1 rRNA gene is annotated in these 1,151 nt (G+C 54.6%); it reads right to left on the bottom strand.

The annotated features are described in order from the left end of the window. Positions 1-1,151: ribosomal RNA gene (locus Q8R75_RS18365) — 23S ribosomal RNA — on the bottom strand; the annotation flags it as partial.

Genomic DNA, 1,151 nt, shown 5'->3' with positions numbered 1-1,151 from the left:
GTCTAGCCGCGGGGAGATTGCATCTTCACAAACATTTCAACTTCGCTGAGTCCCAGGAGGAGACAGTGTGGCCATCGTTACGCCATTCGTGCAGGTCGGAACTTACCCGACAAGGAATTACGCAACCTTAGGAACGTTATAGTTACGGCCGCCGTTAACCGCGGCTTCGATCAAGAGCTTGAACCCCATCACTTAACCTTCCGGCACCGGGCAGGCGTCACACCCTATACGTCCACTTTCGTGTTTGCAGAGTGCTGTGTTTTTATTAAACAGTCGCAGCCACCGATTCTCTGCGACCCCTTTCCGCTCCGTCCGCGAGGGACTTCACGTACGAGGGGCATACCTTCTCCCGAAGTTACGGTATCAATTTGCCGAGTTCCTTCTCCTGGGTTCTCTCAAGCGCCTGAGAATTTTCATCCTGCCCACCTGTGTCGGTTTGCGGTACGGTCATTCCATGACTGAAGCTTAGAGGCTTTTCTTGGAAGCGTGGTATCTAGCACTTCGGACCACGTGGGTCCTCGTCATCACATCTCGGCTAAGCCGCGCGGATTTGCCTACGCAGCACGCCTACCTGCTTAAACCGGGACTTCCAACACCCGGCTGCTATAACCTTCTCCGTCCCCCCATCGCATCATGGACTGGTACAGGAATATTGACCTGTTTCCCATCGACTACGCCTTTCGGCCTCGCCTTAGGAGCCGACTCACCCTACGCCGATGAACGTTGCGTAGGAAACCTTGGGCTTTCGGCGAGCGGGCCTTTCACCCGCTTTATCGCTACTCATGTCAGCATTCGCACTTCTGATATCTCCAGCATCCGTTACCAGACACCTTCGCAGACTTACAGAACGCTCCCCTACCATATGTCTTACGACATATCCGCAGCTTCGGCTCGTGGCTTGAGCCCCGTTACATCTTCCGCGCAGGACGACTCGACCAGTGAGCTATTACGCTTTCTTTAAAGGATGGCTGCTTCTAAGCCAACCTCCTGGCTGTCTATGCCTTCCCACCTCGTTTTCCACTTAGCCACGCATTGGGGGCCTTAGCTGGCGGTCTGGGTTGTTTCCCTCTTGACGATGGACGTTAGCACCCACCGTCTGTCTCCCATGCTCGCACTTCTCGGTATTCGGAGTTTGCTATGGCGGGGTAGAT

It is taken from the genome of Methyloversatilis sp., from assembly GCF_030696805.1.
GTDB lineage: Bacteria > Pseudomonadota > Gammaproteobacteria > Burkholderiales > Rhodocyclaceae > Methyloversatilis.
The sequence above is the reverse complement of the archived record's forward strand: the minus strand, read 5'-3'. Positions and strand labels throughout refer to the sequence as shown.